The 26,699-nt window shown below is 72.3% G+C and carries 23 protein-coding genes; 18 read left to right on the forward strand and 5 right to left on the reverse strand.

The window, feature by feature from the left end; all coding sequences use genetic code 11:
* Positions 1–110: 110 nt before the first annotated feature.
* Positions 111–4,193 (reverse strand): discoidin domain-containing protein, encoded by a 4,083-nt coding sequence (locus tag EAO75_RS14510; protein WP_147995471.1) that lies wholly within the window; start codon positions 4,191–4,193, stop codon positions 111–113.
* Positions 4,194–4,478: 285 nt separating this feature from the next.
* Between EAO75_RS14510 and EAO75_RS14515 the strand changes: the two genes are divergently transcribed.
* The 17 genes from EAO75_RS14515 (at position 4,479) to EAO75_RS14590 (ending at position 20,623) form a co-directional block, all read left to right on the forward strand.
* The gene (locus EAO75_RS14515; RefSeq protein ID WP_261989289.1) at positions 4,479–6,587 is read left to right on the forward strand and encodes a glycoside hydrolase family 27 protein; all 2,109 of its coding nucleotides are present in this window, start codon (positions 4,479–4,481) and stop codon (positions 6,585–6,587) included.
* Between the two features lie 76 nt (positions 6,588–6,663).
* A complete protein-coding gene (locus tag EAO75_RS14520; protein WP_147995472.1) occupies positions 6,664–7,950 on the forward strand; it encodes an ABC transporter substrate-binding protein in 1,287 nt (428 codons plus the stop codon).
* A 1-nt stretch (position 7,951) separates the two neighbouring features.
* Complete coding sequence (locus tag EAO75_RS14525; RefSeq protein WP_147995473.1) at positions 7,952–8,887, forward strand: carbohydrate ABC transporter permease; 936 nt, start codon at positions 7,952–7,954, stop codon at positions 8,885–8,887.
* On the forward strand, positions 8,887–9,735 hold the full coding sequence (locus EAO75_RS14530; protein ID WP_147995474.1) for a carbohydrate ABC transporter permease: 849 nt from the start codon (positions 8,887–8,889) through the stop codon (positions 9,733–9,735). The genes EAO75_RS14525 and EAO75_RS14530 overlap by 1 nt, the downstream gene beginning before the upstream one ends.
* A complete protein-coding gene (locus EAO75_RS14535; RefSeq protein ID WP_147995475.1) occupies positions 9,732–11,801 on the forward strand; it encodes an alpha-galactosidase in 2,070 nt (689 codons plus the stop codon). Before EAO75_RS14530 ends, EAO75_RS14535 begins: the two co-directional genes overlap by 4 nt.
* A 76-nt stretch (positions 11,802–11,877) precedes the next feature.
* Positions 11,878–12,651 (forward strand): SDR family NAD(P)-dependent oxidoreductase, encoded by a 774-nt coding sequence (locus EAO75_RS14540; protein ID WP_147995476.1) that lies wholly within the window; start codon positions 11,878–11,880, stop codon positions 12,649–12,651.
* A gap of 43 nt (positions 12,652–12,694) precedes the next feature.
* Positions 12,695–13,450, forward strand: coding sequence for a FadR/GntR family transcriptional regulator (locus tag EAO75_RS14545; RefSeq protein ID WP_147995477.1), 756 nt, complete (start codon positions 12,695–12,697; stop codon positions 13,448–13,450).
* Positions 13,447–14,592 (forward strand): galactonate dehydratase, encoded by a 1,146-nt coding sequence (gene dgoD, locus EAO75_RS14550; protein WP_147995478.1) that lies wholly within the window; start codon positions 13,447–13,449, stop codon positions 14,590–14,592. Before EAO75_RS14545 ends, dgoD begins: the two co-directional genes overlap by 4 nt.
* Before the next feature lie 5 nt (positions 14,593–14,597).
* Positions 14,598–15,443: a hypothetical protein gene (locus EAO75_RS14555; RefSeq protein WP_147995529.1), complete on the forward strand. Its 846-nt coding sequence runs from the start codon at positions 14,598–14,600 to the stop codon at positions 15,441–15,443.
* Positions 15,434–15,607 carry a hypothetical protein gene (locus EAO75_RS47315; RefSeq protein WP_187284439.1) on the forward strand — a complete coding sequence of 58 codons (174 nt, stop codon included), beginning with the start codon at positions 15,434–15,436 and terminating at the stop codon, positions 15,605–15,607. Before EAO75_RS14555 ends, EAO75_RS47315 begins: the two co-directional genes overlap by 10 nt.
* Positions 15,598–16,230, forward strand: coding sequence for a bifunctional 4-hydroxy-2-oxoglutarate aldolase/2-dehydro-3-deoxy-phosphogluconate aldolase (locus EAO75_RS14560; protein ID WP_147995479.1), 633 nt, complete (start codon positions 15,598–15,600; stop codon positions 16,228–16,230). Before EAO75_RS47315 ends, EAO75_RS14560 begins: the two co-directional genes overlap by 10 nt.
* Positions 16,227–17,120: an SMP-30/gluconolactonase/LRE family protein gene (locus tag EAO75_RS14565; protein ID WP_147995480.1), complete on the forward strand. Its 894-nt coding sequence runs from the start codon at positions 16,227–16,229 to the stop codon at positions 17,118–17,120. The genes EAO75_RS14560 and EAO75_RS14565 overlap by 4 nt, the downstream gene beginning before the upstream one ends.
* A complete protein-coding gene (locus tag EAO75_RS14570; protein WP_147995481.1) occupies positions 17,117–18,112 on the forward strand; it encodes a sugar kinase in 996 nt (331 codons plus the stop codon). The genes EAO75_RS14565 and EAO75_RS14570 overlap by 4 nt, the downstream gene beginning before the upstream one ends.
* Before the next feature lie 55 nt (positions 18,113–18,167).
* Positions 18,168–18,458 (forward strand): hypothetical protein, encoded by a 291-nt coding sequence (locus EAO75_RS14575; RefSeq protein WP_147995482.1) that lies wholly within the window; start codon positions 18,168–18,170, stop codon positions 18,456–18,458.
* 100 nt (positions 18,459–18,558) lie between these two features.
* Complete coding sequence (locus EAO75_RS14580) at positions 18,559–19,068, forward strand: SRPBCC family protein (protein ID WP_147995483.1); 510 nt, start codon at positions 18,559–18,561, stop codon at positions 19,066–19,068.
* Positions 19,065–20,123: an LLM class flavin-dependent oxidoreductase gene (locus EAO75_RS14585; protein WP_147995484.1), complete on the forward strand. Its 1,059-nt coding sequence runs from the start codon at positions 19,065–19,067 to the stop codon at positions 20,121–20,123. The genes EAO75_RS14580 and EAO75_RS14585 overlap by 4 nt, the downstream gene beginning before the upstream one ends.
* Positions 20,120–20,623 carry a winged helix-turn-helix transcriptional regulator gene (locus EAO75_RS14590; RefSeq protein ID WP_147995485.1) on the forward strand — a complete coding sequence of 168 codons (504 nt, stop codon included), beginning with the start codon at positions 20,120–20,122 and terminating at the stop codon, positions 20,621–20,623. The genes EAO75_RS14585 and EAO75_RS14590 overlap by 4 nt, the downstream gene beginning before the upstream one ends.
* 52 nt (positions 20,624–20,675) lie before the next feature.
* On the opposite strand, the gene EAO75_RS14595 is transcribed toward EAO75_RS14590, so the two are convergent.
* Positions 20,676–22,076 (reverse strand): M1 family metallopeptidase, encoded by a 1,401-nt coding sequence (locus EAO75_RS14595; RefSeq protein ID WP_147995486.1) that lies wholly within the window; start codon positions 22,074–22,076, stop codon positions 20,676–20,678.
* 49 nt (positions 22,077–22,125) lie between these two features.
* Here EAO75_RS14595 and EAO75_RS14600 point away from each other — a divergent pair, with 49 nt between their 5' ends.
* Positions 22,126–22,674 (forward strand): YciI family protein, encoded by a 549-nt coding sequence (locus EAO75_RS14600; RefSeq protein WP_147995487.1) that lies wholly within the window; start codon positions 22,126–22,128, stop codon positions 22,672–22,674.
* Positions 22,675–22,679: 5 nt separating this feature from the next.
* On the opposite strand, the gene EAO75_RS14605 is transcribed toward EAO75_RS14600, so the two are convergent.
* The 3 genes from EAO75_RS14605 to EAO75_RS14615 all read right to left on the reverse strand — a co-directional run bounded on the left by EAO75_RS14605 (position 22,680) and on the right by EAO75_RS14615 (position 26,612).
* Positions 22,680–24,011: a cytochrome P450 gene (locus EAO75_RS14605; RefSeq protein WP_147995488.1), complete on the reverse strand. Its 1,332-nt coding sequence runs from the start codon at positions 24,009–24,011 to the stop codon at positions 22,680–22,682.
* Positions 24,012–24,226: 215 nt separating this feature from the next.
* Positions 24,227–25,762, reverse strand: a complete 1,536-nt coding sequence (locus tag EAO75_RS14610; protein WP_147995530.1) for an MFS transporter — start codon at positions 25,760–25,762, stop codon at positions 24,227–24,229.
* 253 nt (positions 25,763–26,015) lie between these two features.
* Positions 26,016–26,612 (reverse strand): TetR/AcrR family transcriptional regulator, encoded by a 597-nt coding sequence (locus EAO75_RS14615; protein WP_147995489.1) that lies wholly within the window; start codon positions 26,610–26,612, stop codon positions 26,016–26,018.
* Between the last annotated feature and the right edge of the window lie 87 nt (positions 26,613–26,699).

Genomic DNA, 26,699 nt, shown 5'->3' on the forward strand with positions numbered 1-26,699 from the left:
TCGGTCCGGGTGAGGACCTGCTCACTGTGCTCCAGCCTGATTCTGACGTCCAACGCATCCTTTTCATCGGATTCAGCGACACCGTTTCTGAATGCCGGTGCCGCTCCTCCTCAGGACCGGCCCACCGTCGCGGTGGGCACGTTGTGGCCCTCCACCCGCACGGCCGGCCTGCCGGACGCGAGGGAAGCGGCAGGCCAGGACAGCGTGAGGGTCCGAGACTCGCCGGGCAGCAGCCACAGGTAGTTGTCGCTGTACAGCGTGGGCAGCACCCGGTGACCCTTCTCGCCGTCCAGGAGCGAGACGCGCACCATGGCCGCCACGGTCGTGCCACGGTTGCGCAGGCGCGCCGTGAGTCCATGGCGGGCACCCGCGCGGTCCGTGTCGGTGATCTCCACCGACACCCTGGTCCGCGCGACCTCGTTCAGGGCACGCATGTGGCCGGCCTCCCGGTACCGCCAGTACGTGTTCTCGGCCAGCAGCTCGCCGTCCGCGTCCACCAGCCGCAGCCGCAGCAGATGGAAGTCAGGCAGATCGTCCGTCCTGCCCGCGGTGAAGGCCGGCGTGGTCGACGACGTGGCGATGTCCACCCTCGCGCGCTGCTCGGATCCGAGCCGGCGCCCGGAGAGGTCGTAGCGGTGCGCGGTGAGCGTGGCGCCAACGACGCGCCGGGGCGTGTGGTTGACCGCGATGACCTGCCCGCTCACGGGATCGGCCTGCACATGGACGGGCTCGCTCGCCTTGCGGGAGCCGTAGTAGGCGCCGTTGACGTCGAAGTCGTAGTCGTACGTCTGCCACACGGTGCTGTACCAGGCGGGGTGGGACATCCACAGCAGCAGCCCGCTCGCGTCGTCCCACAGACGGGCGTTCCACGCCTCGAACATGGCGCGGAAGTTCTCGTAGTTGACGAACTGCGCCTTGCGGCAGAAGTCGTCGAGGTCCTTCGCCTCGCCGAGCCTCGCCTCGATCGCCGCCCGGTAGTTCTGCGGTGCCTGGTTCCCGCGCGTGCTCCAGTCGTGGTAGTACCAGGCGCCCTTGACGGGCCACTCGGGCTCGTCGCCGACGAGCCTGCGCATGGTCTGTGCCGTCGGCAGCACCGGCATGCCGATCTCGGTGTGGAAGCCGAAGCTGCCGCTGCCGTAGGTGCTCGCGGAGGAGTAGCGCTGCGGTTCGACCCAGCCGTACGGGCCGCCGCCGGAGACGATGCCGCCCGCGGAGTTGTTCTGGTACAGCAGATCGGGCGCCTGAGCCCGGACCGCCGCGCGCATGCCGTCGTCGACCGGGCCCGGCGGGTTACCCTCGTTGGCGCCGCACCACACGACGATGCTGGGGTGGCTGCGGTAGCGGCGCACGGTGTCCTCGGCCAGGCTCAGGAACGCCTCGTGGTGCGGCGGGTCCATGGCCCACGCGTTGGGGAAGTCGTTCCAGACCAGCAGCCCGTGCTCGTCGCAACTGGCGTAGAACTCCTCGCGGTTGCTGCTCCCCAGCCAGTTCCGGATCATGGTGAAGTTCATGTCGCGGTGCATGCGTACGGCCGCGTCGATCCGCTCGGCGGGCATGCGCCGCAGCAGTTCGTCCCAGCCCCAGTTGCCGCCCCGGCAGAACACGCGGACACCGTTGACGCTGATCTTCAGCGGCACGGTGGAGTTGTCGACGGACTTCACGTCCGTCCAGTCCTCGCCGTCGTCGGAGACCTGAATGGTGTACGTCTTCGCGTACGCCTGTTCCCAGACGATGACGACCCGGTCGAAGGTCACGCGGTCGCCGAGGTCGACGTGGAGCCACTGCTCGTCCTCGTAGGCCGAGGACCAGCGGGTGCCCGGGTCACCGTCCACGGCGTTGGCGGCCTTGCTCCCCGAGCCCTCCTCCGAGGACGCGGTGGCCGCCTTGCGCAGGGCCAGATCGGTGCCGGGGGAGGAGCTGTCGACGACCGACATGCTCCACATCGACGCGCCCCAGCTCGTCGCACGGCTGTGGCAGAGCACCCGGATGTGGCGCGCCGTCCGCGCCTCGAACTCCACGTTCTGAAGAGCCGCCGCACCCGAGGTACGGAAGGGCAGCGGAGCCGCCGAGTTGTCGACCGAGGCGGCCTGACGCCACTCGGTGCCGTCGTCGGAGACCTGGATGGCGTACGTCTTCGCGTACGCCTGCTCCCAGGTGACCACCACACGGTCGAAGGACACCTCGGCGCCGAGGTCGACCTGGATCCACTGCTCGTCCTCGAACGCCGWGGACCAGCGGGTCTTCGGATCGCCGTCCGTGGCGTTGCCGGGCCGGTGGGCGGGGTCGTCGACGGACGACGACGTGGCGTCCCTGCCCAGCGCCAGGTCGCTGCCGGGCGAGGAGCTGTCGACCACCGACAGACCCCACATGGACGAGCCCCATTCCGTGGCCCGGGTGCGGCACAGGATGCGTATGTGCCGGGCCTTCTGCCGGGCGAAGTCGACGGTCTGCGCGTAGGCGTCGCTGCCCGACTGGAAGGTGAGCGGGACGTCGTACTCGTAGCCGAACTGCCGGATGCCGAACCGGGTCGTGCGCCGGTCGCTCTCCTCGCCCGCGACCGACGCGGTGAGCGTCAGCGGGTGCAGCGCGGGGTCTCCGTAGCCGTTCGGCCACCACAACTTCGGGTTGCGCAGCCGCAGTTGCGGATGATCGGCCGGGGTGAAGGTGACGTCGGCCGTCTCGCCACCGGGCACTGTGACCGTCCGGGTCAGCCGTACGTCGTCGAAGGCGGCGGAGGCGGTGATGCTCCGGCTGTCGGAGTCGGCGTTGCGCACCGGGACCACGAGGGTCAGCTCGGCCGTGCCGGTGTCGGGCAGGTCGGGCAGCCGGGTGTCCACGCGGGGATCGCCGAGGACGGCGGCGCCCGTGGAGCGGAGCCGGACGTGGTTCCAGATGCCGGCCGCCCGGTCGCGCACCGCCGGCATCCAGTCCCAGCCCGAAGCGGCCAGATACGTCGGCGAGTTGCGGTTCATCATGTTCGCCCCGGCATCCACGAAGGCCAGGCCGGCCGGGCCCTTGTCGCCCGGGCTGCCCGGGTACGGCATCGGCGTGATCCGCACGGCCAGGGCCTGATCGCCCGTGCCGGTGAGGAGCTTCGTCACGTCGAAGGCGGCACGGGCGAAGGGGAAGGTGAGCGTGCCGACCCGGCTGCCGTTGAGCCAGACCTCCGCCTCATGGTTGACGCCGTCGAACTCCAGCCAGACGCGGCGCCCGGCCCCGGTGCGCAGGCCCTTGGGCACACTGAACCGGCGTCTGTACCACCAGGAGTGGCGGGAGAGGGCCTCCGGCACATGCAGGTTGTTGAAGCCGGCGACCGGGTCGGGCAGGTGCCCCTGGTCCACCAGGGAGGTGAGCACGGTGCCGGGCACGGTGGCCGGGAGCCAACGGCTGGTGTCCAGCGACGGCTTGGACAGCTCGGCTCCCTCCCCGCCGGCCCAGTCGTCCATCGTCAGGTCCCAGCCGGACTCCAGCGGCACGGTGCCGTCCGCGGCGACCTTCAGCGCCGGGGGAGTGCGGTGCCGCACGCCCCAGTCCGTCCAGCCGGTGACAGCCGGGCGGCCGGCGGCGCAAGTGCCGTACACCTGAAGGCCGCCGAGGCCCAGCGGGTTGGCGTTGGAACGCTCGTGGACGCTCATGCGCACCCAGCGCGCGGCGACGGGCCGCGGCAGCGCGATCTCGACCACCCCGCCCCGGCCGGAGTCCGTGCGGTACACGGACGTCCATGACTTCTGGTCGCGGGAGGTCTCGATCACGAAGCCGACCGCGCAACTGGACAGGATCTCCTGCCCCGTGGTGTTGTCCCGCGGATTGCCGCCGGGAGCGTCGACGTAGGGCGGGTCGTCCACGGTCGCCTCGAAGGTGAGCCGCAGCGACTCCACCTCGCACAGCGCCTGCAGGTCGACGCTGATCCACTGCGGATCGCCGGCGGCGGCACGCCAGCCCGTCCCGCGTACGCCCACGGTGTCGAGGCCGTCCACGGCGAACTCGGCCGGTGTCGGGGCGTAGTCGGTGGAGGAGACCGTGACCGGCCGGTAGGCGGCGAGTTCGCCACGGGTGGGAGCCTGGCGCGGATGGCCGATTCCGGCCGCGGCGGCGCCGGGTGGCAGGCTCATGCCGATCCCGAAGCCCGCGAGGAGAGTGGACCCGGCGGCGAGTACGGTGCGGCGGGACGGCACAGAAGGCTGATCCGGCATGGGACAACGGCTCCGATCAGGGATGTCCGGTGAACGAGGAGACCTGGGACCAACAGCTGACAACGTTGCCTTGCATGACCTCTGACAACGTTGCCAAACCCTGCATCGCCGACGTGAGCCCGTCAAGACCTCCGACATCCCCAGCCTCTTGTTTCTGTAAATTAGTAATTAATATTGACAGGGTTCCGGCCGCGCGCCACAGTCTTCGCCGTGACGCCGAAGGCCCCGGCCCCCGCGCGGCCCGCGTCACACCTCCTCCTGCTTCCCAACCTCCGGGAGAGGCACGTGACTTCACTCGCCCTCGCGACCGCGATCTCCGTGGTCCTCACCGCTTCCGCGGCCCCTGCCGCCACCGCGGGCACCACCGCGGACCAAGGAGCGCCCGCCTACTACGACAGCGGTCTCGCGCCGACGCCGTACATGGGCTGGAACACCTACTACGGGCTCGGCGCGCCCACCGAGAAGGAGGTCCGCGCGGTCGCCGACAAGCTCGTCAGCAGCGGCCTGCGCGACAGCGGCTACGACATCGTGTGGCTGGACGGCGGCTGGCAGGCCGACAACCCCCGTGACGCGCAGGGGCGGCTCGCGGCCCACCCGGACCGCTTCCCCTCCGGCATCCCGGACCTGGTCTCCTACCTGCACCGACGCGGACTGAAGGCCGGCATCTACACCGACGCCGGCGCCTACGACGGCGGTAAGACCTGCGGGCTCGGCAGCCGCGGCCACTACACCGAGGACGCCCGGCAGTTCGCCGACTGGAAGATCGACGCCATCAAGGTCGACTTCCTGTGCGGCATCGGCGCCAAGCTCGATCCGGGGCCCGCGTTCAAGGAGTTCAGCGACGCCGTGGCCAAGTCCGGGCGCAGGATGCTGCTCAACCTCTGCAACCCACTCACCGACGACTGGGGCCTGCCGCACACGCCCGAACAGGACGCGCACAACACGTACGCCTACGCCCCCACGATCGCCGACTCCTGGCGCACCGGGACCGATATCGCCTGGGGCACGCCGAGCCCGGGCCAGTGGCCCAACGTGCTGCGCAACATGGACGCCAACGCCTGGCACCCCGAGGCGCAGGGGCCCGGCCACTACAACGACCCGGACTACCTCATCCCCACGCGCCGCATGGCCGACGGCTCTTTGGAGCTGACCGAGGAGGAGTCCACCACGCAGTTCGTGATGTGGGCCCAGATGGCCTCGCCGCTGGTCCTCGGCTCCGATCCCCGTACCTTGTCCGCGTCCATGATCAAGGTGCTGCGCAACCCGGAGATCATCGCCGTGAACCAGGACCCGCTCGCCGTCCAGGGCGTCCGGGTGGCCACCGACTCCGTCGGTGACGTCTACAGCAAGGTCCTCGAAGGACACGGGCGGCGCGCGGTCGTGCTGCTCAACCGCTCCGACAAGCCGGCCCAGCGCACGGTGAACTTCGCCGACGCCGCGCTGGGCGGGGCCGTCAAGGTGCGCGACCTGCGGGCCCGCGCAGACCGCGGCACGCACACCGGGTCGTACACGGTGGAGGTCCCCGCGCACGGCACCGCCTTCCTGAAGCTCACCGGCGAGGACGCCCTGCCCGGCGCGAGCCTGGGCGAGAAGGCCACCGCGAGCCCGGCCGTGGTGCGCGACGGCGACTCGCTCAGCACGTTCTTCCGCGGGCCGCGCGGGAACCTCGTCCAGCACACGGCGGCCCCGGAGGGTGACGGCACGCCGCGTACGAGGGACCTCGGAGGACCGGCGGGCGGCAGGATCCTCGGCCAGCCGGCCGCCTATGCCTCCTCGGGCGGCCGGATCGATGTCTTCGTGCGCGGCACCGACTCCCGTGTGTACCGCCGGGTGTTCGCCGGTGGCGGCTGGGGTGCCTGGCAGAACCTGGGCGGGCCGGTCACCGATGCGCCGTCGGTGGCGTTCACCGACCCGGCGCACTGGACCCTCGTCGCGCGCGGCGCGGACGGTCGGGTCGTGCAGCGCGGCCCGGAGTCCGACTGGTCGTCGCTGGGTGCCCCGGGGGACCGGCCGGTCTACGGCAGGCCGTCCGCCGTCGTCGATGCGCAGGGGCGTGTTCATGTCGCCGTGCGCACCTCGGCCGACGACGTGTGGACGCGGTCACGGGACGCCTCGGGGGAGTGGTCGGGGTGGACCTCGCTCGGCGGGACCGTGAGCGGCAGCCCGACCCTCGTGACCGGGGGGGACGCGGTGGTCCTGTACGCGCGAGCCGGTGACTACACGCTCTGGCAGCAGCGCTACGAAGGCGGCGCCTGGCAGGGCTGGACGAAGCGGCAGGAGTTCCCCAGTGCCGCCTTCGACGGTGCGCTCGGGGCGGTCGCGGGGCCGGGCGGCGTGGTCGACGCCGTGTTCCGCGGGGTCGACGGGGTCGTCCACCGGACCCAGTTCAAATAAATTAGTAATTAATCTTGACGTGGTGGAAGCGCCACGCGAACCTGGATCCGCCGCGCGGATCCACAGGGAGCCCTCCATGACGAACCCTCACCCAAGCCGTCGGCGCTTCCTCGCCGGAGCCGGCGCCGCCGGGACGGCCGCGCTGCTCAGCGGCTGCGTCACCTCGACCTCGTCCGCGAAGTCCTCCTCCGAAGGCGCGGTCACCCTTCAGTCCAACCTGTCCGCGCCGCAGGCCAAGGCGGCGATGGAGGACCTGGTCGCCGCCTACGGCAAGAAGGACGCCGGCGACGTCAGCCTCAACACGGTCGCCGCCGAGACGTTCCGCACCCAGCTGCCGACGTACCTGACCTCCGCCAACCCGCCGGACGTCTACACCTGGTACCCCGGATCGGTGGCGGACGCCTACGCCAAGAAGGACCTGCTGCTCGGCCTCGACGACCTCTGGGGCTCCGCCGACCTCAAGCGCTACTCCAAGGCGCTGAACTCGCTGTGCACGTCGAGCTCCGGCAAGAAGGTCTTCGTCCCGGCCACCTACTACTGGTGGGGCATGTTCTACCGGAAGTCCAACTTCGCCAAGTGGGGCGTGAGCGAGCCGAAGAGCTGGGACGACTTCCTCGACCTGTGCGACAAGCTCAAGAGCAAGGGCGTCGCCCCGATCGGCCTGGGCGCCGGCGGCAACACCGCCTGGGTGGCGTCGGCCTGGTTCGACTACCTCGACATCCGCATCAACGGCGCCGGGTACCACCGTGAACTGCTGGCCGGCAAGCACCGCTTCGACGACCCCGAGGTGCGCAAGGTCTTCGACCGCTGGCAGGAAGTGCTGCCGTACTTCGACCCGAACGGCACCGCGGGCGCCTTCCAGGACGCCACGACCGCCCTGCTCAACGGCCGCAGCGGCATGATGCTGATCGGGACGTTCTTCGCCGACGCGGCCCCCAAGGACGCCCTCGACGACATCGACTTCTTCCGCTTCCCGGTCATCGACCCCAAGGTCCCGCTCGCCGAAGAGGCCCCCACCGACGGCTACTTCGCCAGCGCCCGCACCGGACGCCGCGACGGCGTGCTCGATCTGCTCGGCTACCTCGCCACCGCCGAGGCCCAGGAGATCTACATCAAGGGCTCCTCCGGCACCGTCCTGCCCTGCCACCCCGACGCCAAGGACGCCGGCACCCCGCTGGTGAAGAAGGGCCGCGCGCACATCGAGGAGGCGGCCGAGATCACCCAGTTCTTCAACCGCGACTCCAGCGACGCCCTCCAGCCCACCGCCGACACCGCCCTGACCAAGTTCCTCGCCAGACCCAAGGAGATCGGCAGCATCCTCACCGACTGGCAGCGCGAGGCCGAGAAGATCTGGAAGGCCTGACATGGCCGTCCTGACCGCCCCCCACCGCAAGGCCCCGGTCCCGACGCCGTCCCGTGGCGGCCGGGGCCGGGGACCCCGGCGCACCCCGCCGCTGGTGCTCGCCTTCGTCCTCGTCCCGCTGCTCGTCGAGGCCGTGTGGGTGTTCTGGCCCGCGCTCCAGGGCTTCTACCTCGCCCTGACCAGCTGGGACGGGGTCTCGGCGCCCAAGTTCGTCGGCCTGGACAACTTCCGCGAGATGGCGAGCGACGACACCTTCCGCGGCGCCGTCGGCCACACCGTCCTGTGGCTGGTCCTGTTCGGCGGCCTGTCCGCCCTGCTCGGCCTCGCCGCGGCACTGCTGCTCCAGCAGGAGCGCCGCGGCGTCGGCCTCTACCGCGCCGCCCTCTTCCTGCCCGTCGTCTTCTCGCTGGTCGCCACCGCCCTGGTCTGGCAGGCCATCTACCAGCCGGACGGCGTCCTCAACCAGCTCCTGGAGTCCGTCGGCCTCGGCAGCCTGCGGCACGCCTGGCTGGCCGATCAGGACACCGCCCTGTACGCGGTCATCGTGCCCGCGCTGTGGCGGCAGATCGGCTATGTGATGGTCCTGTACCTCGCCGGCCTCAAGGGCATCGACCCGGCCCTGTACGAGGCGGCGAAGGTCGACGGCGCGAGCGCCTGGCAGCGCCTGCGCCACATCACCCTGCCCCAACTGCGCAGCGTCAACGCGGTCGTTGTGTCGGTCATCATCATCGACTCGCTGCGCTCCTTCGACGTCGTGTGGTCGCTGACCCGCGGCGGCCCCTACCACTCGTCCGAACTGCTGAGCACCTACATGTACTCGACCGCCTTCCAGTCCCTGCGGCTCGGCTACGGCTCCGCCCTGGCCGTCGTCATCTTCCTGCTGGCGTTCGGCGTCATCGCCTCCTATCTCATCCGTGCGTTCCGGGAGGCCGACTGATGTCCGCCAACTCCACGGCGGTGCGCCGCAAGCGGGCCGCGACGGCCGGATTCCATCTGAGCGCCGGCGCTCTGGCCGTCCTGTGGCTGCTGCCCATCGCCCTGGTCATCGTCACCAGCCTGCGCTCCTTCGACGACATCGCCGCGAACGGGCTGGGCAGCCTGCCGCACTCCTTCACCCTGGACAACTTCCGGCTGGCCTGGGTCGACGGCGGCCAGCAGCGCGCCCTGATCAACAGCCTGATCGTCACCGTCCCCAGCGTCCTGGTGACACTGGCCCTCGCGGCCATGGCCGCCTTCGCCCTCAGCCGCTACGAACTGCCCCTGCGCCGCGTCCTGTTGCTGCTCATGCTCGGCGGCAACCTGCTCCCGCCGCAGATCCTGCTCATCCCCGTCTCCAAGCTCAGCGAGCTGATGGGCGTCTACGACACCCTGCCCGCGCTGATCGGCGTGCAGATCGGCTTCGGCGTCGGGTTCTACGTCTTCGTCCTGCACGGGTTCATGCGGGCCATCCCCGCCGAGATCCAGCAGGCGGCCGTCGTCGACGGCGCCGGACCCTGGCAGATCTTCTGGCGGATCATCCTGCCGCTGACCCGGCCCGCCCTCGCCGCGCTCAGCGCCCTGTCGTTCACCTGGATCTTCAACGACCTGCTGTGGGCGATCACCGTGCTGCGCAGCGACACCAAGATGCCGATCACCGCGGCCCTCATCGGCCTCCAGGGCCAGTACGTGTCCATGTGGAACGTGATCGCCGCCGGCTCCGTCATCGCCGCCGCCCCCACCGTGGCCGTCTTCCTGCGCTTCCAGCGCCACTTCGTGGCCGGACTGAACCTCGGAGCAGTCAAGTGACGCCGTACCAGCGCTGGACCCTGCGCACCGAACACACGAGCTACACGGTGCGCCTGTCCCCGGACGGCCCGTGGGCCGAGCTGGACGCCTGGGGACCGCACAGCGTCGAGATCGGACCGTCGGCACTCGACTGGTCGCACCGCACCCACTTCGTCACGCCCGCCGACGCCGCCCCCGCCGAGTATCTGCCGTACGGACTCAGGCCGTTCACCGGAGCGGAACTCGTGGCCGAGCGCGCGGACGGCGAGCGAGGCGTGTGGTGGGCCTTCGAAGGGGCGCAGGAGACTGCGGGAAAGCTGCGGCTCGCGTTCACCGACGAGACCCTGGGACTGCGTACCGTCCTGTGCTACGAGACCGTGCCGGGCACCGATGTGATCCTGCGCTGGACCGAGCACACCGCGTCGCGGGAACTGCGCCTGGAACGCCTCGACTCGGCGGCCGTGAACGTGCCCGTCACCAACGGGGCCCGTCTGACCTACCTCACCGGCCAGTGGTCCCAGGAGTTCCAGCGCACCCAACTCGACCTGACCAGAGGCACGTTCACCATGGGCAGCACCCAGGGCGTGCCCGGCCACGCCTACGCGCCCTGGCTCGCGGTGCAGGACGCGACGACGGACGACGCCCCCGCCTACGGTGTAGCCCTGGAGTGGCCCGGCAACTGGCACATCACCGCCGAGGCAGAGCCCGGCGGCGCGATCCGGGTGCGGGCCGGACGGGTCCCGCACGAGGGAGCCGTGGCCCTGGCCCCCGGCGCGACCCTGACCACGCCCCGCCTCGCCTGCGCGTTCAGCCCCGACGGACTCGACGGCCTGTCCCGCGTCTGGCACCGCTACGACCGCCACCTCACCGGCGAGCGCCTGCACCGCACCCGCAAGGTCCTCTACAACTCCTGGGAGGCCACCGGCTTCGACGTCGACGCCGCCGGCCAGCTCGAACTCGCCAAGACGGCCGCGGACCTCGGCGCCGAGCTGTTCGTCGTGGACGACGGCTGGTTCACCGGCCGCGAAGACGACACCGGGGGACTCGGCGACTGGTATCCGGACCCGGCGGCCTTCCCGCAGGGCTTCGACCGGTTCGTCGAGGAAGTGCGCGGCCTCGGCCTCGACTTCGGCCTGTGGGTCGAGCCCGAGGCCGTCAGCCCCGGCAGCCGACTCCACGCCGAACACCCCGACTGGGTCTACCGCATCGACGACCGGCCCGCCCGGCTGGTGCGCAACCAGCTCCTGCTCGACCTCGGCCGCACCGACGTCCAGGACTTCGTGATCGGGACCCTGGACCGGCTCCTGGGCACCTACGACATCGGCTACCTCAAGTGGGACATGAACCGGCCGCCCACCGAACGCGGCCGCCCCGGCGCCGGGCACGCCGACCTCGACGGCGAGCACGTCGCCGGATACCTGCGCGTCCTGGACCACCTGCGCACCGCCCACCCCGACGTCACCGTCGAGGGCTGCGCGGGCGGCGGCGCTCGCATCGACCATGCGACGCTGGCCCGCACCGACGTCGTCTGGCCCAGCGACAACACCGCCCCGCTGGACCGGCTCAGGGTCCAGTACGGCTTCCTGCACGCCCACGCGCCGCACGTCATGAGCTCCTGGGTCACCGACGCGCCCGGCGTCTTCGACCCGCGCCCGCGCACCCTCGCGTTCCGCTTCGTCAACGCCATGTGCGGAGTGCTGGGAATCGGCGCCGACCTGCGCGCCTGGAGCGCGGAGCAACGGGCCGAGGCCGCGCGGTGGATCGCCCGCTACAAAGACGTGCGCGAGGTCCTGCACCACGGGGACGTCCGGCTGCTGGGCTCCCCGGCGGACAGCACCTGCGGTGTGCAGTTCGACTCCGGCGACCGCACGGTCGTCGCCGCGCTGAGCACCGGACGTCTCGACGGTGCCCCTCTGGTGCCCGGACGCCCCGACCGGCTGCGGCTGCGGGCGTTGGAGCCGGCGGCGAACTATCGGGACACGGCGACCGGGACGACGTACAGCGGAGCCCATCTGCTGCACTACGGGCTGCCTTTCGCCTGGAGCCGCGATCACGACGCCGACCTGGTGGTACTGACACGCCAGTGAGCCGCATAGGTTTCCCGGACGGCCCGCCCCGCTCACCCAGCTCACGACGGACGCTCACAAAGGAGTCGACCCCACGATGGACCAGTCCCCACGCCGGCCCGGTGACCGCTTCACCGGCCGCACGGCCGTGGTCACCGGCGCGGCCTCCGGCATCGGCGCCGCCACCGCCGTCCGCCTGGCCGAGGAGGGCGCCGCGGTGGTGCTCGCCGACGTGGCGCAGGAGCGCGGCGCGGCGCTCGCCGAGCGGATCGCCAAGGACGGCGGCCGGGCCCGGTTCGTGCGGGCCGACGTGGCGGCCGAGGACGACTGGCGCCGGATCGTGGCCGCCGCCCACGACTTCGGGCCCGTGGACGTCCTCGTCAGCAACGCCTACACCGTCGACGTGGCCCCCGCCCATGAGATGACCCTGGAGTCGTGGCAGCGCCAGCTCTCCATCAACCTCACCGCGAGCTTCCTCGGCTTCCGGGCGGTCCTGCCCGACCTGCGGGAGCGGCGCGGCGCGACAGTGCTGACCTCGTCCGTCCACGCGCGCGTCGGCATCCCCGGACACCCCGCCTACGCCGCGTCCAAGGGGGCCCTGCTGTCCCTGTGCGGCCAGCTCGCCGCCGAGTACGGGCCCGAGGTCCGCGTCAACGCCGTCCTGCCCGGGCCGATCCTGACCGCCGCCTGGGACCGGGTGCCGCCCGAGGAGCGGGAGCGCAGCGTCGCCGAGACGGCGGCCCGTCGCTTCGGCACCCCCGAGGAGGTGGCCGCGGCCATCGCCTTCCTCAGCGCCGACGAAGCCTCCTACATCACCGGCACGAGCCTCGTCGTGGACGGGGGCTGGAGCGTCGTGAAGGCCTCGGCATGACCAGCACCCCCGTCCGCACCCTTCAGCAGAAAGGCTGTACGACATGACGCCCTACGCCCGCCGCGGCGTGCACGGCCAGACCGTGGAGGCCCTCGCCCGCCGCATCCTGGGCGGTCGGATCCCCGAGGGAGCCACGCTCGACCTGGTGGCGCTGCAGAGCGAGTTGGACGTCAGTCTCACCGCCCTGCGCGAGTCCCTGAAGGTGCTCGCCGCCAAGGGCATGGTCGACGCCCGACAAAAACGCGGCACGTTCGTCCGGGCCCGCGCCGACTGGAACCTCCTCGACGCCGACGTACTGCGCTGGCAGTTCGAGGGCGCCGACGAGGCCACCGACGCCGACCGGACACTGCTGCGCAACCTCGCCGAGGTGCGCGCCATCGTCGAACCGGCCGCCGTGCGCCTGGCCGCCGAACGCCGCACCGACGCCGACCTCGCGGCCCTTGAAGCGGCGCTGGAGGCGATGGGGGCGCAGGGCACCGACCCCGCGCAGGCCGTGGACGCCGACCTCGCCTTCCACCGGGCCCTGCTGACCGCCACGCACAACGAACTGCTGCAGCGCATGGAGATGGTCATCGAGCCGGGTCTCGCCCACCGCGACCGCATCGTGCACAGCCACCCCCACAGCGAGGACCCCGTACCGGCCCACCAGGCCGTCCTGGACGCCGTACGCGACCAGGACGCCCAGGCCGCCGAGACGGCGATGCGGGCCCTGCTCGCCCAGGCCGGACGCGACCTGGACCGGATCGACGGCCCCGCCGACGGGGGCCCCGACGACACGAAAGGCACCGGCGGCAAGTGAAGATCACGCGCATAGAAACCTTCCTGGTCCCGCCGCGGTGGCTGTTCTGCCGCATCGAGACCGACGACGGCGTGGTCGGCTGGGGCGAACCCGTCGTCGAGGGCAGGGCCGAAGTCGTCCGCGCAGCCGTGGACGTCCTCGCCGAATACCTCGTCGGCCAGGATCCGCTGCGTATCCAGGACCACTGGCAGGTGCTGACCAAGGGCGGCTTCTACCGCGGCGGCCCCGTCCTGTCCAGCGCCGTCGCCGGCCTCGACCAGGCCCTGTGGGACATCGCGGGCAAGACCTACGGCGCCCCCGTGCACGCCCTGCTGGGCGGACCCGTGCGCGAACGCGTCCGCGTCTACGCCTGGGTCGGCGGCGACGAACCCGCCGAGCTCACCGACCAGATATCCGCCCAGGTCGAAGCGGGTTTCACCGCGGTCAAGATGAACGCGGCAGGCGCGACCTCGCCGATCACCACCCCGGCCGAGACCGCCGCGGTCGTCGCCCGCGTCGCCGCCGCCCGCGACGTCCTCGGCCCCGACCGCGATGTCGCCGTCGACTTCCACGGCCGCTTCACCGCCGCGAGCGCCCGCCGCGTACTGGCCGAACTCGCCCCGCTGCACCCGCTGTTCGTCGAGGAACCCGTCGTCCCCGAACACGGCCACCTGCTGCCCGGCCTGGTCGCCTCGACCCCGATCCCCCTCGCCACCGGCGAACGCCTCTACTCGCGCGGCGAGTTCCTGCCCGCCCTCACCGCCGGCATCGCCGTCGCCCAGCCCGACCTGTCCCACGCCGGCGGCATCTCCGAGGTCCACCGCATCGCCTCCCTCGCCGACACCTACGGCGCCCAGCTCGCCCCGCACTGCCCGCTCGGCCCCATCGCGCTGGCCGCCAGCCTCCAAGTGGCGTTCGCCACCCCGAACTTCCTCATCCAGGAACAGAGCCGCGGCATCCACTACAACAAGGACGCCGACCTGCTGTCCTACCTCGCCGACCCCGCCCCCTTCCGGTTCGTGGACGGCCACGCGCCCCGCAACGACGCCCCCGGCCTGGGCATCACCATCGACGACGCGGCCGTACGCGCGGCCGACCGCGCCGGACACGCCTGGCGCAACCCGGTCTGGCGGCACTCCGACGACTCCTTCGCCGAGTGGTGACGACGGTGCTGGAGATCACCACCGACCCCGCGCACGGCGGCCGCTGGACCTCCCTGCGCTCACCCCGGCGCGAATGGCTGTGGCACCGCCCGGCGCCGGAACGGGACAAGGCCGCACCCGGCGACGCGTTCGTGGACGCGGGCGGGCTGGAGGAGTGCGTCCCCACCGTCCGCGGCCTCCCCGACCACGGAGACGCCTGGTCGCGCCCCTGGACCCGGACCGGCGACACCGAACGGGTACAGGGGGACTCCTTCACCCTCGCCCGGACCATCCGCCCCACCGTCGACGGCGTCCGGGCCGACTACACCCTCACCGCACAGCCCGGCTTCCGCTTCGTCTGGGCGGCCCACGCCCTGCTGGACCTGTCCGGGAACGCGATCGCGCGCATGCCGGACGGCGCCGCCACCCGCCTGTTCCCCGAGGCCGCCCCACTCCTCGTTGAGCCCTGGCCCACCGGAGCACCCTGGATCACCGGCCGCTGGCCCACCCCCCACGGGCTGCCGCTCCATCGACTCGGCCCCGACGACGGCACCGCGGTCGGGGCCGTCGTCGACACGCCGCTGTGCTGCGTCCACGACGACCACGACCGGCTCGCCCTGGAAGTACAGGCGGACGGACAGCCCGTGTCGATCGCCCTGTGGCGCAACCTCGCCGGCTACCCCCGGCCGCACCCCTACCGGAGCATCGGCGTGGAGCCCATGCTCGGCCGCGTCTTCGACCTCGCCGACGCGGGCCCCGACGACGCCGCGTGTGTCCCGCCGTCGGGCGAGGTCCGCTGGCACCTCACGATCACCGGGGACTGCCGCTGCCCCGCGACCTCCGCACCGAAGGAGCACCGTCCGTGGACCTGACAGCCGCGCTGGCCACCCACCGCCTGGTCGCGATCGTCCGCGGCGACGACGCCGACGCCGCGCGCGTCCCGCCGTCGGGCGAGGTCCGCTGGCGACTCACGATCACCGGGGCCTGCCGCTGTCCGGCGACCTCCGCACCGAAGGAGCACCGTCCGTGGACCTGACAGCCGCGCTGGCCACCCACCGCCTGGTCGCGATCGTGCGCGGCGACGACGCCGACGCCGCGCTGCGCACCGTGCTGGCCCTGGCCGAGGAGGGCGTCGAACTGATCGAGGTCTCGCTGTCCGGCAAGGACGCCCTCACCGTCATCGAACGCGCCCGCCGCACCCTCGGACCGGAGCGCCCCCTCGGCGCCGGCACCGTCCTGACCGCCGACGACGCCCGCGCCGCCCACCGCGCCGGAGCCGACTTCGCGGTCACCCCGGGACTGGGCGACGGCGTCGCCACGGCACAGGAGTTGGGCATGCCGGTCCTCGCCGGCGTGCTGACCCCGACCGAGATCATCGCCGCCCGCGCCCTGCGCGTGGCCGCGCTGAAGATCTTCCCCGCAGCCCAGTCCGGGGGAGCGGCCTATCTCAAGGCCCTGCGCGGCCCGTTCCCCGACACGCCGTTCGTCCCCGTCGGCGGCATCGACGAGGCGGCCGCCCGCGCCTGCCTCGCGGCCGGTGCCCTCGCGGTCGGTGTCGGCTCACCCCTGGTCGGCGACGCCGCCGACGGCGGCAGCATCACCGCCCTCAGGGAGCGCGCCCGCCTGTTCCGCACGATCGTGGCGGAGGCGACGCCATGACGGCGGACCTGCGCGCCGCGCGCCCCGACCGCCTCGAACTCGGCGAGGGCATCCGCTGGACCGGCACGGACGTCGTCCTCGTCGACATCCTCGCCGGGCGGCTGCTGTCCGCTCCGCACGAACCGACGGCACCCCTGCGCACACTGGCCCAACTCCCCGTCCCCCTGGGCGCCGTGGCCCCGGTCGCCGGGCACTCCGGCACCTGGATCGCCGCCGCCGGCACCGGCATCTGCCTGTTGCACGCCGACGGCACCCTCGACTGGCTGGCCCGGCCGGAGGACGACGCCCCGACCCGCATGCGCATGAACGACGCCGTCGCCGACCCGTTCGGCCGGTTCTGGGCCGGCAGCATGGCCTACGACGCCGACGACGGCGCCGGTTCCCTGTACCGCCTCGACCGGGACGGCACGGTCGTGCGGGTCCTGGACGGCATCACCGTGCCCAACGGGCCTGCGTTCACGCCCGACGGCGGCCTCATGTACCTGGCCGACAGCGCCCGGGGCGTGGTCCGGCGCCATGCGGTGGACCCGGTGACGGGCGACCTCGGCGCACCCGAGGAGTTCGTGACGATCCGCGGCGGCAGCCCCGACGGCATGGCGGTCGACGTCGAAGGCGCCGTGTGGATCGCCGTCTGGGGCACCGGCACCGTGCGCCGCCACCTGCCGGACGGCACGCTCGACCGCACACTGCGGCTGCCCGCACGGCAACCGGCCGGCGTGTGCCTCGCCCACGACGTCCTGCACATCACGACCGCCCGCGTGGGCCTGGGCGTACCCGGCGACGAGGACGGCGCCCTGTTCACCGCACGCGTGGACGTGCCCGGCACGCCGACGCCCGCCTGCCGGCTCGACAGCGTCCGCCACCCCTCGACCCTCGGGGATCCGGCATGACCGCTCCCTGGCGCCCCGCTCCCGGCCCGGTCGTCTGCGTCGGCGAGACGATGGCGGCCCTGGCCCCCGACCCGCCGAGCCCCCTGCTGACCGCGCCCCGGCTGCGGCTGTCGGTGGCGGGAGCCGAGTCGAACGTCGCCATGTACCTGGCCGACCACGGCATCCCGGTCGCCTGGCTGTCGGCCCTCGGCGACGACCCCCTGGGCCACCGCGTCCGCGCCACGGTCGCCGCGCCCGGCGTCGATGTCTCGTACGTGCGCAGCGACCCCCACCGCCCGACCGGCCTGCTGGTCAAGGACCCCGGCCCCGCCGGGACGCGGGTGCACTACTACCGCCGCGGCTCGGCCGCCTCCGCACTCGGCCCCGACCTGCTGGACGGCCCACCCGTGCGTGCGGCAGCCCTGCTGCACCTGACCGGCATCACTCCGGCACTGTCCGCGTCCTGCCGCGACCTGGTGGCCCGGGCGCTGACCGACGAGCCCGGCACCCGCCCGTACGCGGTGAGCTTCGACGTCAACCACCGTGCCGCCCTCTGGCCGGACGGCGTGGCTCCGGCGGTGCTGCGCGACCTGGCCGACCGGGCCGACATCGCCTTCGTCGGCCTGGACGAGGCACAGGCGCTGTGGGGCGAGCACCTGACCGCGCGGGCCGTACGGGAACGGCTCCCGCATCCGCGCGTCCTCGTCGTCAAGGACGGGGCGAACGCCGCGACCGCGTTCACCGGCGAGGGCGCCGTCACCGTGCCGACGCCGCGCACGACGGTGGTCGAGGCCGTGGGCGCCGGCGACGCCTTCGCGGCCGGTTTCCTCGCGGGCCTGCTGCGGGGCGCGACCATGACCGACGCCCTGCGGCTGGGCCACATCACCGCCGCTTCCGCCCTCCAAGTGACGGGAGACCACGGCCCGTTGCCCGCCCCGGGGGAGATTCAGGCACTGCTCGCCCTGTCGACGCGGGAGTGGGCGCAGAGGGCGGTCGTGCAGCCGTCGGCCTGAGCCTCACCGGTGCTCGATGCGCGGCAGAGTATTTGCCCGCCTATGCTCCATTTGTGTGACGACTCTCTTCCAAGAGCTGGTGGCGAAAGAGCGCGCGGCCGAGCAGGCACACGGCCGCGTGGAGGAGCTGCGCGGCATGTACGGACCGCCGACGCAGCACGGCGGCTGGAGCCCGCGGCAGACCGAGACATACAACACCGCGCTGCGGGCCTGGCGGGACCTGGCCCGGGAGGTGCAGCTCGCGCTGGCCGAGTACGCCAGGTCACGGGGCGAGACGCGCAGCGACGTCGAGGAGCAGGTGCGCAAGGCGGTCTGGCCCACGGAGAGCGGCGGCACCGGGGCATAGGGGAGCCGGCCCCCGGTGTCGGCGTTCCTCTTGACGCAGTCAGTCTCGTTACGCAACTCTGAAGGTCAAGGGCCTTCATCGGGGAAGGGGTTGGTGCGGGGTGGAGTGGACGGGCGCACGCTACGCGGACACACCCACGGTCGAGGTGCGGGCGTGGATCGACGCTCCGCCGGACCGGGTGTGGCAGATCGTCTCCGACGTGACGCTGATGCCGGGCATGAGCGACGAGCTCCAGTCGGTCCACTGGCTCGACGGCGCGTCCCGCCCCGCCGTGGGCGCTCGCTTCGTCGGCCGGAGCAGGCACGAGGCCCTCGGGGAGTGGGAGACCACCTCGCACGTCATCGAGTGCCAGTACCCGCGCGTTCTCGCCTGGGCCGTCGACGACCCGTCCCGGCCCTCCGCCGTCTGGCGCTTCCGGCTCGACGGCAAGGACGGCGGAACCGAGCTGTCGGAGTGGATGCAGATGGGACCCGGCCGGTCCGGTCTGTCCTTCGCCATCGACGAGATGCCGGACAAGGAGCAGAAGATCGTGTTCGTGCGGATGCGTGAGTTCGAGCGCAACATGACCGTCACCCTCGGGCACGTCAAGAAGCTGGCGGAGGAGCGATGAGGACCGCGACGACGATCGAGGCGTCCGGTCTCGGTACCTGGCGGCAGCAGGCGGACTTCGTCGTCGAGGCGGAGAAGCTCGGCCTGGACATCTGCTGGGTGGCCGAGGCCTGGGGCTCCGACGCGCCCTCCGCGCTCGGCTACTACGCCGCCCGCACCGACCGCATGCTGCTGGGCTCCGGCGTCATGCAGGTCGGCACACGCACGCCGGTGGCGCTCGCGCAGACGGCGATCACCCTCTCCAACCTGTCCCAGGGGCGCTTCCTGCTGGGCCTCGGCCCCTCGGGCCCCCAGGTGATGGAGGGGCTGCACGGCGTCCCGTTCGCCCGCCCGCTGGCCCGCGTCCGCGAGACGGTGGAGATCGTGCGGCAGGCCATGGGCGGCGACAAGATCGACTACTCCGGCGACGAGTACCGCATCCCGCTGCCCGGCGGGGACGCCGTCCCCATGAGGCTGTCGATGCGGGCCGAACACCCCGTGCCGATCTACCTGGCCGCCCTGTCACCGGCCATGCTCCGGCTGACCGGCGAGGTCGCCGACGGCTGGCTCGGCACCAGCTTCGTGCCCGAGGGAGCGGCCGACGCCTACTTCGCCCCGATCGACGAGGGCCTGGCGCGCGGCGGACGCGCCCGCACCGACCTGGACATCTGCCAGGGCGCGGAGGTCGCCTTCGCCCCCGACGAGGAAGCACTGGGCGCCATGGTGGCCGACCGCAAGAAGGAACTGGCCTTCAGCCTCGGCGGCATGGGCTCGGCGTCCACCAACTTCTACAACCGTGCCTACAGCCGCCAGGGCTGGGCCGAGGTCGCCGCGGAGGTACGGCAGCGCTGGCAGGCCGGGGACCGGGAAGGAGCCGCCGCGCTGGTCAGCGACGAGATGGTGCTCGCGACGACACTGATCGGCACCGAGAGCATGGTCCGGACACGGCTGCGCGTCTGGCGCGACGCCGGCGTGGACACCGTCCGCCTGTATCCGGCGGGTGCGGACCTGGCCGCCCGCCTCGACACCCTGGGCCGCGCGATCGAGCTGGTCCACGAGGTCGGAGGGCGGGCGTGAGCGCGCGTACGTCCTTCGCGAACTGGCCGTGCTCCATCGCGCGGACCCTGGACATCGTCGGCGACGCCTGGACGCCCCTGGTCCTCAGAGAGGCGTTCTACGGAAGCCGCCGCTTCGACGAGTTCCAGGGCGAGTTGAGGATCGCCCGGAACACGCTCACCGACCGGCTGCGGCGCCTGGTCGAGGCGGGACTGCTGGAGAGACGGCTCTACGAGAGCGAGCCGCCGCGCCACGAGTATCTGCTGACGGAGCAGGGCAGGGACCTCTTCCCGGTCCTGGCCGCGATGGCCCACTGGGGCGACCGGTGGCTCGCCGGCCCCGAGGGACCGCCGATCACCCTGCACCACGAGGCATGCGGCCACGACGGACACGCCGAGGTGGTCTGCTCCGCCTGCGGCGATCCGATGCACGCCGACGACACCGTCGCCCGGATGGGCCCCGGCTATCCGGAACGGCTCAAGTCCCGGCCCGACGTGCGACGCCGCTTCTCGCCGGAGTGACGCAGGGCGGCCTGCCCTTCGGCGCGGGGCGGCCGGGCCCCGCCTCAACCGGTCACCGGATGCGGTGCCGCTTCCAGAAGGGGCCGAGGTCCTTGGTCGTCGCGGACTGCGCGGCCTTCTTGAAGTCGGCGGTGGTGGAGACGCCGTACCAGTGGTCGTGGGCGTACCGCTTGAGGAGGCGGGCCATGGTGCCGGCGCCGAGCGTGCGCTCCAGGTCCGCAAGCGCGCAGGAGCCGGCCGTGTAGACCAGGTGGTACTCGCCCCGGTGCGCGGCCCAGTACGCCATCGAGTTGGTCAGCGCCGTACGCTCCCCCGGCCAGTCGACCTCCGACCAGCAGCCGCGGGTGTCCCAGCCGTAGAAGCGCGCGTTGGCGTACTGGGCGAAGCTCTCGTCCAGCCAGGGCGCGCCGTACTCGTCGTTGCCGACGATGCCGTACCACCACTGGTGGGCCACCTCGTGGACGACGGCACCGCCCTCGTCGGTGGTGCCCAGGAGGACCAGTCCCGGGTACTCCATGCCGCCGCCGAACTCGCTGGTCATCACCAGGTCGATCTCGCCGTACGGGTAGCGGCCGAACTCCTTGCCGAACCGGTCCACGGCGGCGGCGCCGTCCGCACGCGTGAGGCGCACCCCCGTCGCGGACGTCTCCGGCGCCCAGTACGACTTCACCCGCACGCCCCCGGGCGTGGTCGCGACGGCGGTACGGAACGGGCCCGCGGCCCAGGCGAAGTCCCGGACACGCTGCGCGACGCTGACGGTGACGCTGCGACCGGTCTCGCCGGGGAGGGTCCGAGTGCGGCCGGTCGCGGGGATCTTGAGGTTCGAGGGGTGGTCGAGCGCCACACGGAAGTCGCCCGCCAGGGTGTAGAAGCTCTCACCCGTCGACACATACGGATCGAGGTGCCAGCCCTTCGCGTCGTGCACGGCGAGCACCGGCAGCGCGTTGCCGAGGAAGCGGAAGGCGCCCTCGCGGCCGAAGCGGTCGTTGTGTTCGGGGACGGTGATGGACACGTCGAAGGAGACGGTGGCGCGTTCGCCGCGCGCGAGCGGCTTCGGCAGGGCGATCCGCAGTGCCGTGCAGTTCACGCTGGGCCGGCCCGCGGTGCCGCCGCGCACCTTGGACACCTCGACGGCGGGCGGTGTGCCGGTGGTGCCGCACTTGTCGACGCCGTTGCCCCACAGGCGGACGTACACCTCGCTCAGCGGACGAGCGGAGGAGTTGCGGAAGGACACCCGCTGCCGGCCGGTCCAGCGGGAGCCGTCCGCGTTCGCGCGCAGCGTCACGTCGTAGCGCGGCCGATCGGGGGTCGCCGCCTCGGTGCCGGCGACGGTCTGCGGCCTGGGCGCCGTGAGGGCCTCGGACCCGGCGCCGCCCTGCGCCGCGAGCAGCGCGAGCAGGACAACCAGCAGACGGGCAACGGTTCTTGGCGTCCAGGCGGTAGACGAGGGCATGACAGCGGATCATGCCACAGAGCGTGAGGTAATGGCCCAGAATGGGGAAATGGAGTTCTTCTGCTACCACCGTGACCGGCCCGGCTCCCTGGCACTGCGCGAGCAGTTGCAGGAGGAGCACTGGTCGTACATGGACCCGTTCGCCGAGCAGTTGATCGCGCGCGGGCCGACGTTCGCGTCGGACGGGGAGACGCCGACCGGCAGCGTGCACATCGTCGACCTGCCCGATCCCGCCGCGGCCCGCGCGTTCGCCTTCGACGAGCCCAACTACCAGGCCGGCGCATACCGGGACGTGCTGCTGCGCCGGTGGCGCAACATGCTGGGACGCACGATGTGGGACTTCCCCGGTGGCCGCAGCGAAGGAAACCGGTACCTGGTGCTGGGCCTCGGCCCGGACCGGGCGGCCGACCCGGCCGAACCGCCGGAGAACGACGAACTCGTCGCGTACGGACCGCTGCTGTCCGATGACGGCACCGCCTGGCTCGGTACGGCGGCGCTGGTGCGCGCGCCGGACGCGGAGACGGCGCGCACCGTACTGAAAGCGGACCTGTACGCCGATGTCGAGGTCCATGACTGGGAGTTCGGCGGGCGCCGCTGAGGGCTTCAGGCCGGCGACGGTAGCAGTGTCGCGGGCGTGGGGCCGTCAGGGCGGACCGTGAAGCCGTACTTCGCCTTCGCGGGGGTGGCGGAAAACGCCACGACGTGGGCCGGCAGCAGATGTTCGAGCAGGACGGTCGACTCGCGGAGCGCGAACTGCATGCCCAGGCAGGCACGGGGGCCGATGCCGAAGGGGAAGTAGGCGCCGGTGTCGGTGGGGCGGCCGCCGGGGGAGAGGAAGCGCCGAGGGTCGAAGTGCTCCGGATCCGGCCACAGTTCGGGATCGCGGTGGGTGAGATACGGGCAGACCAGGAGATCGGTGCCCGCCTCGACCCGGTACCCGTCGAGGGTGTCGTCTTCGGCGGCGTGGCGGGGCATGAGCCACGCGGACGGGTACAGCCGGAGCGTCTCGTGGAGTAGTGCCTGGATGGCCTGGCGGCGTTCCTCGGAGTTGTCGTCCCCGGCGGCGAGCGCTTGCTCGCGGGCGGCGGGGTGCTGATCGAGAAGCAGATACAGCCAGGTCAGGGTGCTGGCCGTGGTCTCGTGCCCCGCGGCGAGCAGCGTCACCAGCTCGTCGCGGATCAGCCGGTCGGTGTACTCGGGCCGCTCGGCGCCGGCTTCCGTGAGTACGTGAAGCAGGCCCGGCCCGTCGGGGCCGACCTCCCCGGCGCGGGCGGCCTCGATCGCGTGCCGGGCCACCGCGTCGATCCGGGCGAGATCGGTGGCGACGGCCGCCCGGGCGTCCTCCGTGTCGGCGGGCAGCGTCGGCAGAGTTGCCCCCACGGCCTCGATGGCCTCCAGCTCGCGCTGGGTCTCGTCGTCGAGAGGGTGACCGGTGAGGGAGCGCCAGATGGCGTCCAGGGCGAAGCGATGCATCTCCCGCCCGACATCCAAGGTCTTGCCGGTACGGGCGTACTCGGCCCAGCGCTCGGCGGTCGTCCGGGCCGCCTCGGTGATCCGCCGGTCGTAGCGGCGCATCCCGGTACCGGTGAACTGGGACTGGAGCAGACGGCGTTGCCGCTTCCACGCCTCGCCCTCGGCGGACAGGACACCGTCGCCGACCAGCAGCCGGGCGCGGTGGGAGCGCTTGACGTACTGCTCCGGGTGGCGGGCGAGCACGTGCTGGACGGCCCGCGGCTCCGTGACGAGAACGGTGCGGGCGGGCCCGATGCGGAACGCCGCGACACCGCCGACGCGCTCGCGCACCTGAGCCAGCAACTCGACCAGTTCGCCGCTCTGCGAACGCCACCGCTCCACGAGCTCCGGTTCGGCTTCGGGCACCGGCCGGGCCGTGCCGGGCTGGTGCGGGAGGGAGCCGGGGCCGGCTTCGGTGTCCATGTTCCATCTCCTGGGTGAGCCACTGGAGTCGGCCGCGACGGCGCGTGCCGGTGCCACGGACTGTACGGGAGCGGAGACAGCAGGTGACAGTCCGCGTGGGGGTGGTCACGAGCGCGGGTGATACCCCCCGGAATGGCAGTCCGATCCGCCTGAAGCCCGAAGCCCGAAGCCCGAGGTCCAGGGCCTCGTTCGACGCAGTGGACCGCTACGGCCCGCTACGAGCGCCCCGCGTACGTCCCCGTCTCCTGCGCCTCCTTGGGCGTCACCGCGCGGCCGCCCGGATGGCGCAGGGCGCACAGGAAGCCGATGCCCAGAGCGATGGCCATGCCGTAGAACACCCACTGGTTGGCCTCGGCGAAGTCCATGCGGATCGCGTCCATCGCGTTGCGCGTCGCCGTAGCGGCGGGCCCCGTCCCCGTGGGTGTATTGGAATCGCCGTTGCCCGTGATGGACTCAGTGATGTTGTGGGCCACGTTGTCAGCGACGTTCGAGGGCAGGCCGCGGGATTCCAGGGTCTTCACGACGTTGGTGTTGGTGACATGGGTCAGGATCGTGCCGAAGACGGCCAGACCCACGCTCGCCGCGAAGTTGCGCACGGTCTGGGTGACCCCGGTGACCTCGCCGTAGGAGGGGCCGATGGCCCGGTTCACGGCGTCCGTGGAGGCGGGGGCCAGGATGAAGCCGATGCCGGCGCCGGCCAGGGCCGCGTAAGGCCACTGGTCGTGCATGGACAGGTCGGTGAGCTTGCCGGCCCACAGGGCGAATCCGACGGCGCCCACCACCGTGCCCATCTTCAGCGCCGGGCGCGCGCCCTGCTTGTCGAGGATGCGGCCGCCCCACTGCGAGGCGATGGCGAACCCCGCGAAGAAGTACAGCAGGAACAGCGCCGCCTGGTTGGGGGAGGCGCTCAGGGACACCTGGGCGTACACGGAGGCGAAGAAGAACAGCGGTACGAACGCGAGCATCGAGAAGAACAGCACCACGACGTCCACGGTGAACGCCTTGTCCCGGAAGACGCGCAGATCGATCAACGGGTCCCGCACGCCTCGCTCGTACCGGACGAAGGCGTAGAGAACCACCAGCCCACCCGCGATGCAGCCCCAGGTCGCGGCGCTGTCCCAGCCCCATGCCCACGCCTGCTGCAAGCCCAGGACGCAACTGCCCATCCCGACGGCGATCAGCACGGCACCGGGCACGTCGAGGGTGCCGGCCCGTCTGCGGTCCGCGATCCGGGCCCAGGCGGTGAGGGCGAGGGCCACGACGGCCACGGGCACGTTGACCCAGAACACCGCGCGCCAGGTCCAGGCCGTCAGCCAGCCGCCCAGCAGGGGGCCGAGGGCGGTCAACGCGCCGGACAGCCCGAAGAACAGCGCCAGGGCACGGCCGCGCCGCTCGCGCGGGAACACCGCCACCACCACGGCCAGCGCGGCGGGGAAGAGCAGTGCCGCGCCGAATCCCTGAGTCGCGCGGAAGGCGATCAACCAGCCCTGGGCCGCGTCACCCTCGGGGACACAGCCGCACAGCACCGACGAGATGACGAACACCAGCGTGCCGATCACGACCACCCGGCGCGGCCCGTAGAGGTCCGCGAGGCGGCCGCCCAGTGCGAAGAACGCGGCCAGGGACAACAGGTAGGCGTTCACCACCCACTGCATGCCGGAAGCCGACAGGCCGAGTTCGCGAACGATGTCGGGGGCGGCGATGGAGACGATGGTCTGATCGATGAACGTCATCGCCACGGCGAACATCATCGCCGCGAGCGCCAAGGTCTGTCGTGGTGCCGACCGGGGTACGGACGCGGTCTCGCCACGTCCCGGGGACGTGTCACTCACCCGTCCAGTCTGCGCCAGGCCGGTCGAGGCCGCATCACCAGCGGTGCGCGGACGTCGCGGCGACGAGTGGGCGTCGGTCCGCCGTACGTCGATGGTGACGCGGCGCGGACAGACGGACCGTCACTTCCGTGCGGTGGGCCCTCTGTCGGCGGCGCGCCGCCTCCGAAGGTCGTCAACCCGCCCGGGTCACCGCCGCGTCGAGCATGGGGCCGAGCTCCCGGGCCACGGTCGCCAACGCCCGTACGTCCCGCTCCGCCCGTGCCATCAGGATCGCGCCCTCCAGCGCGCTGATCATCAGCGTGGCGAGCCCCCCGGCCCGCTCCCGCGGCACCCCCATGTCCACCAGGGCGCGGGTCACCGGCCCGGTCCAGGCGGCGAACGCGTCGGACGCCGCCTCCCGCGTGGACTGCGTGGACTGCGCGCAGTCCACCGTGGCGGCCGCGACCGGGCAGCCGCCCGCGAACCCGATGGCCTCGTACTCGTCGGTCCACTGACGCACCATCTGCGCGAACAGCCCACCGGGCGTCGGCTCGTCCAGCGCGGCGAGGAACCGGGCGACCCGGTTGCCGGCGTACCGGCCCGCCCAGCCCACCGCCTCGTTGACCAACTGCTCCTTGCCGCCCGGGAAGTAGTGCTGGAGCGAGCCGCGCGGCGCCGACGCATGCGCGGCGACCTCCCGCATCCCCGTGGCGGCGACCCCGTCCCGCCGGATGAGCTGGGCCGCGCTGAAGACCATCCGCTCGCGCGGCCCTCGTTCGGACACCGCCATCCCGACCTCCATCCCCGTTCTGCGCAAGCTGCGCAGCCCCATCCTATGACCGCCGTCATAGAGTCCGAGTACTATGACCGCTGTCAT

It is taken from the genome of Streptomyces sp. UW30, from assembly GCF_008042075.1.
In the GTDB taxonomy this organism is placed as follows: Bacteria; Actinomycetota; Actinomycetes; order Streptomycetales; family Streptomycetaceae; genus Streptomyces.